This window comes from Nocardioides sp. 503 (assembly GCF_004522095.1).
Lineage (GTDB): Bacteria > Actinomycetota > Actinomycetes > Propionibacteriales > Nocardioidaceae > Nocardioides.
Genome location: NZ_SPUI01000002.1, coordinates 516,196 through 531,463 on the forward strand (window position 1 = coordinate 516,196; position 15,268 = coordinate 531,463).

16 protein-coding genes are annotated in these 15,268 nt (G+C 72.5%); 10 read left to right on the forward strand and 6 right to left on the reverse strand.

Annotated features, from left to right (window positions below):
* Positions 1 to 10: 10 nt before the first annotated feature.
* Positions 11 to 700 carry a hypothetical protein gene (locus E4622_RS03485; protein WP_134738667.1) on the reverse strand — a complete coding sequence of 230 codons (690 nt, stop codon included), beginning with the start codon at positions 698 to 700 and terminating at the stop codon, positions 11 to 13.
* 43 nt (positions 701 to 743) lie between these two features.
* Between E4622_RS03485 and E4622_RS03490 the strand changes: the two genes are divergently transcribed.
* Both E4622_RS03490 and E4622_RS03495 read left to right on the forward strand, forming a co-directional pair.
* A complete protein-coding gene (locus E4622_RS03490) occupies positions 744 to 1,454 on the forward strand; it encodes an HAD family hydrolase (protein WP_134738668.1) in 711 nt (236 codons plus the stop codon).
* A gap of 175 nt (positions 1,455 to 1,629) precedes the next feature.
* Entirely contained in the window at positions 1,630 to 2,529 is a 900-nt protein-coding gene (locus tag E4622_RS03495) for a zinc metalloprotease (protein ID WP_245155862.1), read from the forward strand.
* Positions 2,530 to 2,805: 276 nt separating this feature from the next.
* On the opposite strand, the gene E4622_RS03500 is transcribed toward E4622_RS03495, so the two are convergent.
* Positions 2,806 to 3,234, reverse strand: coding sequence for a ferritin-like domain-containing protein (locus tag E4622_RS03500; protein WP_134738670.1), 429 nt, complete (start codon positions 3,232 to 3,234; stop codon positions 2,806 to 2,808).
* A complete protein-coding gene (locus E4622_RS03505; RefSeq protein ID WP_134738671.1) occupies positions 3,231 to 3,725 on the reverse strand; it encodes a hypothetical protein in 495 nt (164 codons plus the stop codon). The genes E4622_RS03500 and E4622_RS03505 overlap by 4 nt, the downstream gene beginning before the upstream one ends.
* Before the next feature lie 94 nt (positions 3,726 to 3,819).
* Between E4622_RS03505 and rimP the strand changes: the two genes are divergently transcribed.
* Together rimP and nusA are read left to right on the forward strand one after the other, a co-directional pair.
* Positions 3,820 to 4,350 carry a ribosome maturation factor RimP gene (gene rimP / locus E4622_RS03510; protein WP_134738672.1) on the forward strand — a complete coding sequence of 177 codons (531 nt, stop codon included), beginning with the start codon at positions 3,820 to 3,822 and terminating at the stop codon, positions 4,348 to 4,350.
* The gene (gene nusA / locus E4622_RS03515; RefSeq protein ID WP_134738673.1) at positions 4,350 to 5,330 is read left to right on the forward strand and encodes a transcription termination factor NusA; all 981 of its coding nucleotides are present in this window, start codon (positions 4,350 to 4,352) and stop codon (positions 5,328 to 5,330) included. The genes rimP and nusA overlap by 1 nt, the downstream gene beginning before the upstream one ends.
* A 47-nt stretch (positions 5,331 to 5,377) precedes the next feature.
* Here nusA and E4622_RS03520 read toward each other — a convergent pair whose 3' ends face one another.
* A complete protein-coding gene (locus E4622_RS03520) occupies positions 5,378 to 6,109 on the reverse strand; it encodes a glycoside hydrolase family 16 protein (RefSeq protein WP_134738674.1) in 732 nt (243 codons plus the stop codon).
* A gap of 104 nt (positions 6,110 to 6,213) precedes the next feature.
* Between E4622_RS03520 and E4622_RS03525 the strand changes: the two genes are divergently transcribed.
* The 6 genes from E4622_RS03525 (at position 6,214) to E4622_RS03550 (ending at position 12,866) form a co-directional block, all read left to right on the forward strand.
* Positions 6,214 to 6,495: a YlxR family protein gene (locus E4622_RS03525; protein ID WP_134738675.1), complete on the forward strand. Its 282-nt coding sequence runs from the start codon at positions 6,214 to 6,216 to the stop codon at positions 6,493 to 6,495.
* A gap of 140 nt (positions 6,496 to 6,635) precedes the next feature.
* Positions 6,636 to 9,437 carry a translation initiation factor IF-2 gene (infB, locus tag E4622_RS03530; RefSeq protein ID WP_134738676.1) on the forward strand — a complete coding sequence of 934 codons (2,802 nt, stop codon included), beginning with the start codon at positions 6,636 to 6,638 and terminating at the stop codon, positions 9,435 to 9,437.
* Between the two features lie 71 nt (positions 9,438 to 9,508).
* Positions 9,509 to 10,009: a 30S ribosome-binding factor RbfA gene (gene rbfA, locus E4622_RS03535; RefSeq protein ID WP_134738677.1), complete on the forward strand. Its 501-nt coding sequence runs from the start codon at positions 9,509 to 9,511 to the stop codon at positions 10,007 to 10,009.
* On the forward strand, positions 10,006 to 10,872 hold the full coding sequence (truB, locus tag E4622_RS03540) for a tRNA pseudouridine(55) synthase TruB (protein ID WP_134738678.1): 867 nt from the start codon (positions 10,006 to 10,008) through the stop codon (positions 10,870 to 10,872). The genes rbfA and truB overlap by 4 nt, the downstream gene beginning before the upstream one ends.
* 31 nt (positions 10,873 to 10,903) lie before the next feature.
* The gene (locus E4622_RS03545; protein ID WP_134738679.1) at positions 10,904 to 11,839 is read left to right on the forward strand and encodes a bifunctional riboflavin kinase/FAD synthetase; all 936 of its coding nucleotides are present in this window, start codon (positions 10,904 to 10,906) and stop codon (positions 11,837 to 11,839) included.
* 1 nt (position 11,840) lies between these two features.
* Complete coding sequence (locus E4622_RS03550) at positions 11,841 to 12,866, forward strand: hypothetical protein (RefSeq protein ID WP_134738680.1); 1,026 nt, start codon at positions 11,841 to 11,843, stop codon at positions 12,864 to 12,866.
* A 7-nt stretch (positions 12,867 to 12,873) separates the two neighbouring features.
* Here E4622_RS03550 and E4622_RS03555 read toward each other — a convergent pair whose 3' ends face one another.
* Positions 12,874 to 13,131: an HPr family phosphocarrier protein gene (locus tag E4622_RS03555; protein WP_134738681.1), complete on the reverse strand. Its 258-nt coding sequence runs from the start codon at positions 13,129 to 13,131 to the stop codon at positions 12,874 to 12,876.
* A gap of 34 nt (positions 13,132 to 13,165) precedes the next feature.
* Entirely contained in the window at positions 13,166 to 15,268 is a 2,103-nt protein-coding gene (locus E4622_RS03560) for a fructose-specific PTS transporter subunit EIIC (protein WP_134738682.1), read from the reverse strand.

The following is a 15,268-nucleotide window of genomic DNA, read 5'->3' on the forward strand; positions in this document are numbered from 1 at the left end:
ACGGCGCTCCTCAGCCACCGACGGCCCGGTGCAGGGGAGCAGGGCCGCGACGGCCGGCGGGCTCGACGAGCTCCATCAGCCGCAGGCAGTAGGCGACGCGCTGGGCGAGGACGGCCGGGACGCCCAGGAGGGCCGCCAGCTCGGCGGTCGTGAACGGCTCGGACGGGAGCGGCGCGCCCAGCAGGCCCAGGACGTCCGCGGGCCGGCGCAGCTCGTGGCGGCCGACGACCTCGGCGAGGTGGCGCACGCCGGGGTCCCGGGTGCGCCGGCCGGACCGGCTGCGCGTGGGTGCGGGGGCGCGGACGTGGTCCTCGCGGCACAGCAGGACCTCGACGACGAGGTGCGGATGGCCGATGAGCGAGGGGAAGGCCACCAGCTTGTCGAAGACCTCCAGCACGCCGGACCGCTTGGGCGAGCGGCGCTCGGACAGGATCACGCCGTCGGCGTCGACGCGCACGATGCGGCGTACGGCGGGGACCGGGTGCACGATCCGCATCCGGTGCTGGTCGAGCAGGCCGTCGAGCTTGGGGCCGAGCGGCCCGAAGCCGCCGGTCTGCACCTCGACGAGCTCGCCGTCGGCGCGCACCAGGTCGACCACCCACCGGCCCACCTTGACCTCGAAGGCGTCGCCGGGACGCGAGAGCCACTGCTTGAGGGCCGCGTGGAGGGGTCCCTCCGCGAGCTCCCCGATCCCGGCCACGCCCCGAACCTACGGTGTCGGCGCGTCTGGCTAGCATGCCGCCATGCCAGGAGCCTGCGGAGTCGACGCCGTCATCTTCGACTGGGGAGGCACGCTCACGCGGTGGCACGACATCGACTTCCACGCCGAGTCACTGGCCCTCGCGCAGGCGGTGGTGGGTCATGACGACGTCGAGGCGTCGCGGGCCCGGCTGCACCAGGCGGGCGCCACGATCTGGGGTCGCTCGCGCGACCACCAGCAGAGCTCCACGGTCGCCGACCTCTTCACCGAGGCGGGCCTCGAGCACGATCCCGAGCTGCTGCGTCACTACTACGACTTCTGGGAGCCGCACACCTACACCGACCCCGCCGTCGGGCCGCTGTGGGAGTCGCTGCACGCCGACGGGCTGCGGGTCGGGGTGCTGTCCAACACCATCTGGCCGCGCGCCTTGCACGAGCGGATCTTCGAGCGCGACGGCGTCGCCCACCTCATCGACGGCGACGTCTACTCCAGCGAGATCCCCTGGACCAAGCCGTCCCCGCACGCCTTCCGCGCGGCCATGGACGCGGTCGGCGCCGCCGACCCGGCGCGGTGCGTCTACGTCGGCGACCGGCTCTTCGACGACATCTGGGGTGCCCACCACGCCGGCCTCCGAGCCATCCACGTCCCCCACAGCGCCATCCCGCGCGAGCAGGTCGGCCACACGGAGGGCGAGCCGGACGCCGTGGCGCACGACCTGGCCGACATCGTGGAGATCGTCGCCGGCTGGCGCTGACGTCTACCCACGCCGGTCGACTTCTGCAACTTCCTGCAGTGCGCGTTTGCGCAAGCCGGAGGATCTGGCGTGAGCGAGCGGGGGAGCGGAGAGTCTGCGGCGTAGCCGCTCGGACTCGGCCGGGCGACCCGACGAAACGGAACACCGCATGCGTCTCGGACTTCGGCTCCTCGCCTTGAGCACCATCAGCGCCGCCACCCTCAGCCTGACGGCGGTCGGCGCCAGCGCACTGACCCCCGCCCGCGACACCGGGCCCGCCTGTCTCGAGCAGGAGGCGGCCCCCGCCTCCTCCGCACGCGGCGGCCACGGCCCGGACACCCGTGAGGTCTCCTCGGCGGAGCAGGAGCGCATCGCGGCCCGCACCCGCGCGCTGCTGGCCAAGAAGGGAACGACCTCGGCCAAGGCCGCGGCCGCGTCGGCGTCGATCCCGGTCTACGTCCACGTCATGGCCGGCAGGAACGGCGCCGGAGACGTGACCGCCAGCCAGATCACCCAGCAGATCCAGGTCCTCAACAAGACCTACAGCGGCGCCGAGTCGAGCTCCGCGGCCAACACCGGCTTCACCTTCTCCCTCGCGGGCACGGACCGGTTCTACAACGACACCTGGCACCGCGACGGTGCCAGCACGACGTACCGCAAGCAGACCCGCAAGGGCGGCGCCAACGCGCTGAACATCTGGCTCGTCGACTTCAGCTACCTCGGTGTCGCGACCTTCCCGTGGGACTACAGCCGCAACCCCGGCATCGACGGCATCCGCGTGCAGTACTCCTCCCTGCCGGGCGGCAGCGCGGCCAACTACAACCTCGGTGAGACGGCCACCCACGAGGCCGGTCACTGGCTCGGGCTCTACCACACGTTCCAGGGCGGCTGCACCGCCACGAACGACGAGGTGACCGACACCCCGGCCCAGGGCAGCGCCACCAACGGGTGCCCCGCGGGCCGTGACTCGTGCTCCCTGCCGGGCCTCGACCCCATCCACAACTACATGGACTACAGCTACGACACCTGCTACACCCAGTTCACCCCGGGGCAGAGCTCGCGGATGTCGCAGATGTGGACCGCCTACCGCTCCTGACCGGCGGTTCTGCAAGTTCATGCAATGCAACTTTGTGGTGTTCACGGCCCATATCGCCCGGGCCGGGCCTGTTGCATGATCTTCGCGGAGAGAACGTCTACCAGTCCCACTCGGTCGAGGTCCCCTCCGACACCCCCACCCCCCAGGCCTCTGTCCCAGGCCTCAGCGGTCCGCGTACTCGTCTTTCCGGGAAGCATCTCGGGCGCTCCCCGGAAGCCGAGTTCGCGGACCGCTGGCATTTCCGGGCAGCGCAGTCGCCGCCTTGCTCGAGCCGGCTCAGCCGGTGACCGACCGCCCGGGGAACTGCTCGGGCGCGCCGCCGAACGCGAGCTGTCGCACGGCCGAGGCCTGGAGCGAGCGCAGCGCCCAGGAGCGCAGGTCCTCGGTGCTGCTGGCCACCAGGAACGCGTACGTCGCCGCGCAGTCGCGCTCGAGCTGCCACGCCCGCCGGGTGACCGCCTGCGGGGTGGCGAGGTCGGCCGGCACGTCGTAGGCGACCTCCGCCACCACGGGGGTGCCGCCGAGCGCGGTGACCGCGCGGACGAGGTGGTCGCGCCGGCCGCGATGGTCGGCGTAGGTGGCCGTGATCGTGGCGAACAGCGTCGGGCTCGCCGACTGCGACGTCTGGCCGCCGAGGACTCCCAGGACGTAGAGGGCGGCGTGCTCCGCGGCCAACGTCGTCTGCAGGGCGCTGAGCGGGCTCATCGAGACCCCTGCGGCAGCGAGGCGAGGCGTTGGGACACCGCGGCGGACATCGACGCCAGCAGGGCGGCCAGCGCGCCGCTGCCGGCGGCCAGGCAGGCCTCGTCCAGGCGGGACTGGTGCGCCCGCTCGAGCCGGCGCACCTTCGCGCTCGCGGGCGCGGCGCCCAGCCTGCGGCCGCCGCCGACCGGGGTGGGCGCGGGGCCGTCGCTGAGGGCGGCGCGGTGGGCGAGGTGCAGGGCGGTGAGCTCGGCCGGCAGGGCGCCCAGGCTGCGGGCGGCCGGGAGTCGCGCGAGGGTGGCGTCGATGTCGGCGACCACCTCGGCGACGAGGGCCGTGTCGGCGTCGACCGGGGGCGCCGTGGGGGAGGCCGAGGGATCGGCGTCGCTGCGCGGGTCGAGGTCGTCGAGGTCGCACGCGGTGGTGACGAGCAGCCCGCCCAGCGCCACGCCCAGCGCCGTACGGCGAGTGGCGGCGGCGGGGCGGTGGGGCACCCGGCGACCCTATCGCCGGGGTGTCCGGGTCCTCGCCGCGAGCGGCTATCGTGACCACAGCAGCACCCACAACAGCACAGGGAGGTCGCGCACCATGAGCGCCAAGCAGGCCGAGATCCAAGGCCGTATCGAGGCGGAGATCGCCGACCCCCTGCGCGAGCTCGCGCTCGACGTCGAGGCGGTCGAGGTCACCCCCGCCGGCAAGCGACGCGTCCTGCGCGTGGCCGTCGACAAGGACGGCGGGGTCACGCTCGACGACGTCGCCGAGGCCACGCGGGTGATCGACACCGCGCTGGAGGCCTCCGACGTGATGGGGGAGCACCCCTACACGCTCGAGGTGACCTCCCGCGGGGTCGACCGGCCGCTGACGCTGCCGCGCCACTGGCGGCGCAACGCCGACCGGCTGGTCAAGGTCACGCTCACCGACGGCACCGCCCTCACGGGACGCATCGTCGAGACCGACGAGACCCGGGCGCGGATCGACGTGTCCGGCGAGGTCCGTGAGGTGGCCTACGCCGACGTCGACAAGGCGCTCGTGCAGATCGAGTTCAACCGCAAGAAGACCGCCGACGACGTCATCGACGTCGACGACGCCACCGACGAGGACGAGGAAGGGGACGCCTGATGGACATCGACATGAGCATCCTGAGGATGCTGGAGCGGGAGAAGGAGATCTCCTTCTCCGTGCTGGTCGAGGCGATCGAGCAGGCACTCCTCACGGCCTACCACAAGACGCCGGGAGCCCAGGAGAAGGCGCGGGTCACGCTGGACCGCAAGACCGGCCACGTGACCGTGCTGGCCACCGAGGTCGACGACGAGGGCAACGCGGTGGGGGAGTTCGAGGACACCCCCGACGGCTTCGGCCGGATCGCCGCCACGACCGCCAAGCAGATCATGCTGCAGCGCCTGCGCGACGCCGAGGACGACGTCCGGTTCGGGGAGTTCTCCGGCAAGGAGGGCGACATCATCTCCGGTGTCATCCAGCAGGGCCGCAACCCCGCCGACGTCATGGTCGACCTCGGCAAGCTGGAGGCCCTCCTGCCCGTGGGCGAGCGCGTGCCGGGGGAGGACTACCAGCACGGCACCCGCATCAAGTGCCTGGTCGTGTCGGTGCGCAAGGGCATGCGCGGCCCGCAGATCACGCTGTCGCGCTCCCACCCCAACCTGGTGAAGAAGCTCTTCGCGCTCGAGGTGCCCGAGATCGCCAGCGGCGTCGTGGAGATCAAGGCCATCGCCCGCGAGGCCGGCCACCGCACCAAGATCGCGGTCATGACCGACGCCGCGGGGGTCAACCCCAAGGGCGCCTGCATCGGGCCCATGGGGCAGCGCGTGCGCAACGTGATGTCGGAGCTGCACGGCGAGAAGATCGACATCGTCGACTGGTCCGACGACCCAGCCACCATGGTCGCCAGCGCCCTGTCGCCCGCGCGCGTCAACTCCGTCGAGATCGTCGACCTCGCCGAGCGCTCGGCGCGCGTGGTCGTGCCGAGCTTCCAGCTGTCGCTGGCCATCGGCAAGGAGGGCCAGAACGCCCGCCTCGCCGCCCGCCTGACCGGCTGGCGCATCGACATCCACGGCGACGAGGAAGCCTCCGAGGACCGCTGACGCCCGCGGGCGTCACTCCCCGGGGGCGGCGTCCCAGGCGCGGCGGGTCAGACCGTGGGTCCGACGTCCTCGACGACCAGCTGGGGCACGAGGTGGTCGTCGTCGCCGTCGGACCAGCTGGGGAAGTCGAAGACGGCCAGCATCAGCTGCATCGGGTACGTCGGCGGGCGGGCGCAGCGGCGCAGGACCTCGTCGTCCACGCTGAAGACCGCCTCGTCGGCGTCCCACTCCACGGCGTAGGTGTGCGGCCGGGTCACGTCGATCGGCAGCCGGGGCGCCGCGAAGTCCTGGGTCAGGCCCGGGTCACGGAAGGCCTTGATGCCCACGCCGACCTCGGCCGAGGGGTGCTCGCCGCCGTCGACGGCGTTGCCGAACACCTCGAAGACGCAGAGCTCGCCGCAGCGCAGCTGGTCGGGGTCGTCCTCGAATCCGCTGAGCCACAGCGCCGCCATCGAGCGGGCCGAGAGCCTCATGGACGCCCGGATCGCCACCCGTCCGCCCGAGGGCAGCCAGCCCTCGAAGCGCGGCTGCTCCTCCCGCACCGTCTGCCCCTCGCGGAAGCGCTGCTGCCCCCGGGTGCTGCCGACCGGGCCCGACCAGCTGCCCGACTGCAGGCCGGAGACCCGCAGCGGCGGCTCGTGGTCGCCGGGGCACCAGAGCGGGTGCTCGACCGGCACGTCGAGGACCAGCGAGCCGTCGACGAGCCGGTGGCTCGCGCGGGTGGCGGCCCGGGACGACCATGCGGGCAGGTAGTGGGGGTGCCAGGTGGAGAGGTCCACGCACCGACCGTAGCCCGCTCGGGGTCCTCGGGGCGCGCCCGGTTCGGTGATGTGACCGGAGTTGGCTAGACTTGTCGTTGGTGGTCCACCGAAGCACTCCCCTCATGCCGACAGAGCCTGTCCGCACGTGCGTGGGGTGCCGCCAGCGGGCCGCCAAGCGTGAGCTGTTGCGGGTGACTGCCGGTTCGGACGCGCACGGCCTCACCGCCGTCGTACCCGATCCGACCGCCACCGCACCCGGCCGGGGCGCGCACCTGCACCCCACCACCGAGTGCTACGAGCTCGCCGTGCGGCGCAGAGCGTTCGCCCGTGCCTTGCGGCACGAGGGAGCGCTGTCCACCGCCGCGGTGGAGGAGTACCTCGCCTCACGCGCAGCCCCACCGTGACACAGACCCACAGTGACGTACCGACCAGAAACTGGAGCAGCAGCTCATGAGCACTCGATGAGTAACTCCCGATGAGTTTGCAACACCACTAAGAGGTCTCGCAGCACCGCATGACGCGGGTCGAGGCCAGAAGGAGAAACGTGGCTAAGACCCGAGTACACGAGCTCGCCAAAGAGTTCGGCGTCGAGAGCAAGTTCGTTCTCGAGAAGTTCAAGGAGATGGGCGAGTTCGTGAAGTCGGCGAGCTCGACCGTCGAGCTCCCCGCGGAGATGCGCTTCCGCAAGGAGGTCGGTGCGTCCCTCGCGGCCGCCGCCCCCGCCGCCCCCGTGGAGGAGAAGGCCGCCCCCAAGCCGGCCCCGCGCAAGCCCGGTCCGGCCAAGAAGGCCGCCGAGCCCGAGGTGCAGGCTCCCGAGCCCACCCCCGAGCCCACGCCCGCGCCGGTCGTCGAGGAGCCCGCTGCCGCGGCGCCCGTCGAGGCCGCCTCCGCGCAGCCCGAGGCCCCCGCGGCCTCGGCCGCCCCGTCGCCCGCTCGGCCGAAGGCGCCCGCCCCGGCGCCCCGTCCGGTCGGCAAGCCCAGCGGCACGCCGCGCCCGGGCAACAACCCGTTCTCGCCCAGCCAGGGCATGGGCAAGCGCCCCGCGCCGGCTCCGCGTGACCCCGAGGCCGACGAGGCTCCCAGCGACAACCGCCCGCCGCGGCCGCCCGCCGCGCGTGAGGGTGGTGCGCCCGGTCGCCCGGGCATGCCGCGCCCCAACCCGGCGATGATGCCCAAGTCCCCGTCCGCCTTCGGTCCCGGCCCCGCCGGCCGTGGCGGCCCCGGTGGCCCCGGTCGCGGTGGCCCCGGCGGTCCCGGTCGTGGAGGCCCCGGCGGCGCCCCCGGTCGCGGTGGCCCCGGCGGTGCGCCCGGTCGCGGCGCCCCCGCGGGCGCCGGTGCGCCCGGCAGCCGTCCCGGTGGCTTCGGCCCCAGCGGCGGCGGTCGCCCCGGTGGCGGCAACCGTCCCGGCCAGCGTGGTCAGACCCAGGGTGCCTTCGGTCGCCCCGGTGGCCCGTCGCGTCGTGGGCGCAAGTCCAAGCGGGCGCGTCGCCAGGAGTTCGAGGCCATGGAGGCTCCGACCCTGGGCGGCATGCGGGTCCGCAAGGGCAACGGCGAGACCGTGCGTCTCGCCCGTGGCGCCTCGCTGACCGACTTCGCCGACAAGGTCGGCGTCGACGCCGCCCAGCTGGTGCAGATGCTCTTCCACCTCGGCGAGATGGTGACCGCGACCGAGTCGGTCAACGACGCCACGCTCGAGCTGCTCGGTGAGGAGCTCAACTACACCGTCGAGGTCGTCTCCCCGGAGGACGAGGACCGCGAGCTGCTGGAGTCCTTCGACATCGACTTCGGCACCGACGAGGGCGACGACAGCGACCTGGTCATCCGGCCGCCGGTCGTCACCGTCATGGGTCACGTCGACCACGGAAAGACCAAGCTCCTCGACGCGCTGCGCAACGCCAACGTCGTCGACAAGGAGGCCGGTGGCATCACCCAGCACATCGGTGCCTACCAGGTCGCGACCGAGGTCGACGGCACGGAGCGTCGGATCACCCTGATCGACACCCCCGGTCACGAGGCGTTCACCGCCATGCGTGCCCGTGGTGCCCAGGCGACCGACATCGCGATCCTCGTGGTCGCGGCCGACGACGGCGTCATGCCCCAGACGGTGGAGGCGCTCAACCACGCCCGCGCCGCCGGGGTGCCGATCGTGGTCGCGGTCAACAAGATCGACAAGCCCGACGCCGACCCGACCAAGGTCCGCGGTCAGCTGACCGAGTACGGCCTGATCCCCGAGGAGTACGGCGGCGACGCGATGTTCGTCGACGTCTCGGCCAAGTCCGAGCTCAACCTGGACAAGCTGCTCGAGGCGGTCGTCCTGACGGCCGACGCCTCCCTGGACCTGCGGGCCAACCCCACGCAGGACGCCCAGGGTCTGGTCGTCGAGGCGCACCTCGACCGTGGCCGCGGCCCGGTCGCGACCGTCCTGGTCCAGCGCGGCACGCTCCGTGTCGGCGACTCGATCGTGGCGGGCGCCGGCTACGGCCGCGTGCGCGCCATGCTCGACGAGCACGGCGACAACATCGAGCAGGCCGACCCGTCGCGTCCCGCGATGGTGCTGGGTCTGACCGCGGTGCCTGGCGCAGGCCAGAACTTCATCGTGGTCGAGGACGACCGCATGGCGCGCCAGATCGCCGAGAAGCGTGAGGCGCGCGAGCGTGCGGCCATGCAGGCCAAGCGTCGCGTGCGTCGTACGCTCGAGGACTTCATGGCCTCCATGGAGAAGGGCGAGAGCCAGGAGCTCAACCTCATCCTCAAGGGCGACGTGTCCGGCTCGGTCGAGGCTCTCGAGGACGCCCTCGCGCAGATCGACGTCGGCGACGAGGTCAGCCTGCGGGTCATCGACCGCGGTGTCGGTGCGATCACCGAGACCAACGTCGACCTCGCGGCCGCCTCCGACGCGATCATCATCGGCTTCAACGTCCGGCCCCAGGGCAAGGCGAGCCAGATGGCCGACAAGGAGGGCGTGGAGATCCGGTACTACTCGGTCATCTACAACGCCATCGAGGAGATCGAGGCAGCGCTCAAGGGCATGCTCAAGCCGGTCTACGAGGAGTCGACCCTGGGCCAGGCGGAGATCCGTGCGATCTTCCGCTCGTCCAAGCTCGGCAACATCGCCGGCTGCATGGTCACCTCGGGTGTCATCCGGCGCAACGCCAAGGTCCGCATCCTGCGCGACAGCAAGGTGATCGCCGACAACCTCGACCTGACCTCGCTGAAGCGGGAGAAGGACGACGCGTCCGAGGTCCGCGAGGGCTTCGAGTGCGGCCTGGTGCTCCGGAACTTCCAGGACATCAAGGAAGGCGACATCGTCGAGGCGTTCGAGATGCGCGAGATCGCCCGCACCTGATCCACCCGTGACGAGTCGGCGCAGTCCCTGCCGGGGCTGCGCCGACTCGTTCGTTTGAGAGAGTAGGAAGCATGACCAGCCCACGCGTGCGCAAGATCGCCGACCGGATCCAGGTGATCGTCGCCGAGATGCTCGAACGCCGGATCAAGGACCCGCGGCTGGGGTTCGTGACCCTGACCGACGTCCGCCTCACCGGCGACGGCCAGCAGGCCACGATCTTCTACACCGTCCTGGGCGGCGACGAGGAGATGGCCGGCACCGCGGTGGCCCTGGAGTCCGCCAAGGGCATCCTGCGCTCGGAGGTCGCCAAGCAGCTCGGCACCCGCACCGCCCCGACGCTGACCTTCGTGCACGACGCCCTGCCCGAGGAGGCGCGCGCCCTGGACGAGGTGCTCGCCCGGGCCAAGGCGCAGGACGAGGCGGTCGCTGCCGCGCGCGCCAACGCCGCCTACGCCGGCGAGGTCGATCCGTACAAGAAGCCCCGCGAGGACGACGCCGACGAGGACGACGACCCGGACGCGCTCGACGAGGCCGACGACCCGGCCGACGACGAGGACGACCGGCTCTCGTGACGACGGGGTCCGGCCTGGTCGTCGTCGACAAGCCGGCGGGGGTCACCTCCCACGACGTCGTCGCCCGGGTGCGCCGGCTCGCGGGCACGCGCAAGGTGGGCCACGCCGGCACGCTCGACCCGATGGCCACCGGGGTGCTGGTGCTCGGCGTCAACCGCGCCACCCGGCTCCTGGGCCACCTGATGCTCACCGAGAAGGGCTACGACGCCACGGTGCGGCTGGGAGCGTCCACGACCACCGACGACGCCGAGGGCGAGGTCGTCTCGACGGCCCCGACCGGGACGCTGACCGAGGCGGCCGTGCGCGGGGCCTTCGCCGGCTTCGTCGGCGAGCTCCAGCAGGTGCCCACCGCCGTGTCGGCGATCAAGGTCGACGGCAAGCGCGCCTACCAGCGCGTGCGTGACGGCGAGGAGGTCGAGCTGAAGGCGCGGGCGGTCACCGTCCACGAGCTCACCGTCGGCGAGGTCCGCCTCGGCGAGGACCACGTCGACGTCGACGTCTCGCTGCGCTGCTCCAGCGGCACCTACGTGCGGGCCATCGCCCGCGACGCCGGCCGGCTGCTCGGCGTGGGCGGGCACCTCACCGCGCTGCGGCGTACGGCGGTCGGGTCCTTCGACCTGGACGTCGCCTCGACGCTGGACGAGCTGGCCGAGTCGTTCGCGATCCTGCCCATCGCCGACGCCGCCCGCAGCACGTTCCCCAGCCGCGAGCTGGACGACGAGCAGGCCGCCGACGTGCGCGTCGGCCGGGCGCTCGACGTGCCCCTCGACGGGCTCACCGCGGTCTTCGCGCCGGAGGGCGAGTTCCTCGCGCTCTACGAGCCCCGCGACGGCGTCGCGCGTGCGGCGGCGGTCTTCGTCTGACCGGCGGAGCACCGCCAGTAAGGTTCCTGACGTGCAGATCTGGCGTTCGCTCGACGACATCCCCGCCGACCTCGGGCCCACCGCGGTCGTGGTCGGCAACTTCGACGGCGTCCACCACGGCCACCAGCGGGTGCTCGCCCGCGCGCGCAGCCTCGCCGACGAGCGGGGCCTCCCGGTCGTCGCGGTCACCTTCGAGCCGCACCCCATGGCGGTCCTGCGCCCCGAGCACGCGCCCACGATGCTCACGACGGTCGAGCGCCGCGCCGAGCTGCTGGGAGAGGCCGGTGCGAATGACGTGCTGGCGCTGCCCTTCGACCGCGACGTGGCGAGCTGGCCACCGGAGGAGTTCGTGCGGCGGGTGCTGGTCGAGGCGCTCGGCGCCGAGCTGGTCGTGGTCGGCGCCAACTTCCGGTTCGGCTACCGCGCGGCGGGGGACCTCGGCACGCTGGTCACCGAGGGCGCGAAGCACGGCTTCGCCGCGGAGGGGATCGCGCTCGACGGCGGACCGATGGTGTGGTCCTCGACCTACGTCCGCACCTGCCTGGCCGCCGGCGACGTCGCCGGGGCCGCGGAGGCGCTCGGGCGCCCCTACGCCGTGCGCGGGGTCGTGGTGCAGGGCGACCAGCGCGGGCGCGAGCTCGGCTACCCGACCGCCAACGTCCCGACCGACGGCCTGACCGCGGCCCCCGCCGACGGGGTCTACGCCGGCCGGCTGCGGCGCCTCGACACCGGCGAGGAGCTCCCGGCCGCCATCAGCGTCGGCACCAACCCCACCTTCGACGGGGTCCGTGCCCGGCGGGTGGAGAGCTACGTCCTGGACCGCACCGACCTCGAGCTGTACGGCGTCGAGGTCGAGGTGTCCTTCGTCGACCGCCTGCGCGGGATGGTCGCCTTCGACTCCGTCGACGCCCTCATCGTCCAGATGCAGGACGACGTCGACCGTGCCCGCGAGATCCTGGGCGCCTGAGGTGCCGGCCCCCTCGCCGGCCGGTGACGCGGTCGCGGAGACCGATGCGTGGTTCGAGGCGCAGGGCCTGACCTACTTCGTGCCCGAGAAGCGGGTGTCGGTGCGCTCGGCGATGCGGCCGCGTCGGCTCGCGCCGCTGCTGGTGCTGACCGCGCTGGTGGCCGCGGGAGCCGTGACGGTCCTGGCGCTGGTCGACGAGGGGAGCCTCATCCCGGCGGTCCTGTGGACCCTGGTCGGGGCGGTGGCGACGTGGTACGCGCTGATCGCCCTGGAGGCCCGCTCCATCGTGACCTGGGCGCTGGCTCGCACGTTCGGCAGCCTGTGGACCCTGCTGCCGATGATGACCCGCGCGCTGCCGATGCTGCTGGTCTTCGTGACGTTCCTCTTCATCAACGCCGAGGTGTGGGAGGTCGCGTCCTACCTCGACACCGGCGAGCTCTGGCTGGTGGCGCTCCTGTTCGGCACCATGGCCGGGGCCTTCCTGCTCGTGCGGCTGCCCGAGGAGGTCGACCGCACCGACGACGACGTCGACGAGGCGCTGCTCCTGCAGTCCACGGCCGACACCCCGCTGGAGCACGTGGCGCGCGAGCTGGTGGACGACCCGGACGCCGACCCGGCGTCGTACGCGGAGGTGGGGGGCTACGAGCGCTGGAACCTGATCCTGGTGCTGGTCGTCATCCAGGCCACGCAGGTGCTGCTGCTGGCGGTCACGGTGTTCGCGTTCTTCATGGTGTTCGGCTCGCTGATCGTGCAGCCCGAGATCGTCGAGACGTGGACCGGGGGCGCGCCCGACAGCATCCCGTTCCTCCAGGACATCCGCTACCTCGACAACATCTCGGCCGAGCTGGTCAAGGTGTCGGTGTTCCTGGCGGCGTTCTCGAGCCTGTACCTGACCGTCTCGACGGTCACCGACGAGACCTACCGCGAGCAGTTCTTCGGCAGCGTCCTGCACGAGATGGAACGGGCCGTCGGCGTGCGCGCGGTCTACCTCGCGCTGCGCGACCGACGGCCCGTCCCTGAGGACTGACGTCCCGCTAGGCGTCCAGGTCCTTCTCGACGAGGGCCGCGATCGTCTCGACGTCGGCCTCGTCGTCGCCGGAGACCTCGACGGTGTCGCCGTTGCCGGCGCCCAGGGTCATCAGCAGCAGCGCGGAGCTCGCGTCGACGGCCTCGTCGCCGGGGATCCCGATGGTGACCTCGGAGTCGAGGTCACCCGCGGCCTCGGAGATGATCGCGGCGGGGCGGGCGTGGAGGCCGACGGCGGAGCCGACCTTGACGGACTTCGTGGGCATGGTTCTCCTTCGATGGGGTGCTGCGATGGGTGGGTCAGACGGTGGCGAGCTCGGTGCGGCGTGAGCCCAGGGACTTGAGCGCGATGACGGCGGCGCACCCGACCAGGACGCCGGCCAGCAGGGCGACCAGGTAGCCCCACCGGCCGTCGACCGCGAAGATCACGAAGATGCCGCCGTGAGGGGCGCGGACGCTGACGTCGAAGGCCTGGGACAGGCCGCCGGTGACCGCGCTGCCCAGCATGATGGCAGGGATGACGCGCAGCGGGTCGCCCGCGGCGAACGGGATGGCGCCCTCGGTGATGAAGGAGGCGCCGAGCAGCCAGCCGGCCTTGCCGTTCTCCCGCTCGGGCTGCGTGAACAGCGCGGGGCGCACGACGGTGGCGAGCGCCAGGGCGATCGGGGGCACCATGCCGGCCAGCATGACCGAGGCCATGATCTTGAGCTCCGGCGCGTCGGCGGCGAGCGAGGCGCCACCCACACCGGCGGCCGCGAAGCTGTAGGCCACCTTGTTGAGCGGGCCGCCCATGTCGAAGGCCATCATCAGGCCGAGCACGACGCCGAGCAGGACCGCGTAGCTGCCGCTCATCGAGTTGAGCCCGTCGTTGAGCTGGTCCATGAGCCAGCCGATGGGCTTGCCGAAGACCACGATCATGAGCAGGCCGGCGATGATCGAGGTCAGGAGCGGGATCACGAGGACCGGCATCAGGCCGCGCGCCCAGGTGGGTACCTTCCAGCCGGCGATCCAGTGTGCGATCAGGCCGGCGAGCACGCCGCCGACGATCGCGCCCAGGAAGCCGGTCGCCGGCAGGGCGGCGGCGTTGTCGAAGTCGCCCTCGACGACACCGAAGATGTTGGCCGCGAGGCCACCCACGATGAAGCCGGGGGCGATGCCCGGGCGGTCGGCGATCGCGTAGGCGATGTAGCCGGCCAGGGCCGGGATGAAGAACAGGAACGCGGTCTTGCCGATGATGAAGAACAGCGCGCCGATGTAGGCCATGAGCCCGGAGCCGAACAGCGCGTGGTCGAGGCCGAGTGCGGAGGGGTCGGGGAGGTCGAAGAGCGTGTTGTTGACGGCGATGTCGCCGTAGGGACCGACGATCTCGTAGCCGCCCAGCAGGAACGACAGTGCGATCAGGAGACCGCCGGCGGCGACGAACGGGATCATGTAGGAGACGCCGGTCATCAGCACGCGGCGGGTGCGCCCGCCCCAGCTCTCGTTGGCGCCGCCACCTCCTCCGCCCTCACCGGCGGTGACCTCGCCCTCGACGCGCGGCGGGTTGGCGTCGTCGGCGTAGCGGAGCGCCTCGGCGATCATCTTGTCGCCCTCGTCGATGGGACGCTTGACGCCGGAGGAGACGAGCGGCTTGCCGGCGAAGCGGCCGCGGTCGCGGACGCCGACGTCGACGGCGAAGATCACCGCGTCGGCGGCGGCGATGGTCGCCGGGGCCAGCGGGGTGGCGCCGGCGGAGCCCTGGGTCTCGACCTCGATGTCGACCCCGGCCCGCGCGGCGGCGGCCTCGAGCGCCTCGGCCGCCATGTAGGTGTGGGCGATGCCGGTCGGGCACGCGGTGACGGCGACGAGGCGGCGACGCGCGGCGGGCTCGGTGGTCTCCTCGGCGGGAGACGGGGTGCTGTCGAGGGACTCCTTGGGCGAGGGCGGCGCGGGCGCCTTCTTCGCCGGGGCGGGGGCATCGACGACACGGCTCACGATGTCGACGACGTCCTCGGGGGTCTCGGCGGCGCGCAGGCCGTCGGTGAACTCCGGCTTCACCAGCGCCCGGGCGAGCTTGGTGAGGATCTGCAGGTGCGTGTTGTCGCCGCCCGCGGGAGCCGCGATCAGGAACGCCAGGTCGGCGGGGCCGTCCTTGGCGCCGAAGTCGACCTTCGGGGAGAGGCGTGCGAAGACCAGGGTGGGGACCTCCACGCCCGTGGTGCGGCAGTGGGGGATGGCGATGCCGTCCTTGAGGCCGGTCGAGGACTTCTCCTCGCGGGCCAGGGCGTCGGCGACCAGCGCCTCGACGTCCAGGGCGCGGCCGGACTGCGCGACCACGCCGGCGAGGGCGCGGATGACCGCGTGCTTGTCCGAGCCGAGGTCGGCGTCGAGCCGGACCAGGTCGGTGGTGATCAGGTCGTTCAT

What these genes read in the sequence shown, in the direction of transcription:
- E4622_RS03560 (WP_134738682.1), bottom strand. Translation starts at nt 15,268, where the DNA reads ATGAACGACCTGATCACCACCGACCTGGTCCGGCTCGACGCCGACCTC.
- rbfA (WP_134738677.1), top strand. Translation starts at nt 9,509, where the DNA reads ATGACCAGCCCACGCGTGCGCAAGATCGCCGACCGGATCCAGGTGATC.
- E4622_RS03525 (WP_134738675.1), top strand. Translation starts at nt 6,214, where the DNA reads ATGCCGACAGAGCCTGTCCGCACGTGCGTGGGGTGCCGCCAGCGGGCC.
- nusA (WP_134738673.1), top strand. Translation starts at nt 4,350, where the DNA reads ATGGACATCGACATGAGCATCCTGAGGATGCTGGAGCGGGAGAAGGAG.
- E4622_RS03500 (WP_134738670.1), bottom strand. Translation starts at nt 3,234, where the DNA reads ATGAGCCCGCTCAGCGCCCTGCAGACGACGTTGGCCGCGGAGCACGCC.
- E4622_RS03555 (WP_134738681.1), bottom strand. Translation starts at nt 13,131, where the DNA reads ATGCCCACGAAGTCCGTCAAGGTCGGCTCCGCCGTCGGCCTCCACGCC.
- E4622_RS03490 (WP_134738668.1), top strand. Translation starts at nt 744, where the DNA reads ATGCCAGGAGCCTGCGGAGTCGACGCCGTCATCTTCGACTGGGGAGGC.
- rimP (WP_134738672.1), top strand. Translation starts at nt 3,820, where the DNA reads ATGAGCGCCAAGCAGGCCGAGATCCAAGGCCGTATCGAGGCGGAGATC.